General features: G+C 45.1%; 1 pseudogene. It reads left to right on the forward strand.

From position 1 onward, the window contains the following. Positions 1-37: 37 nt before the first annotated feature. Positions 38-233: pseudogene (locus RYX56_RS25435) on the forward strand (ParB/RepB/Spo0J family partition protein); the annotation flags it as partial.

Here is a 233-nt window from a genome sequence, read left to right on the forward strand (position 1 = left end):
GTTCAGCTGGCCAGCAGACAAAGCTTAAGAATCTACTCCTCCTGCAATTGATGAATTAAAAGCGTCTATCATCGAACATGGAATCCTCCAGCCGCTGATTGTAAGAAAAAGCATAAAAGGCTATGAGATTGTTGTCGGGGAACGACGTTATCGTGCGGCAAAGGAAGCAAAACTCACGAGCGTTCCTGCTGTTGTGAGAGAATTTACGGAACAACAAATGATGGAATTGGCCG

It is taken from the genome of Alkalihalophilus lindianensis (assembly GCF_032843265.1).
Taxonomy (GTDB): domain Bacteria; phylum Bacillota; class Bacilli; order Bacillales; family Bacillaceae_D; genus Alkalihalophilus; species Alkalihalophilus lindianensis.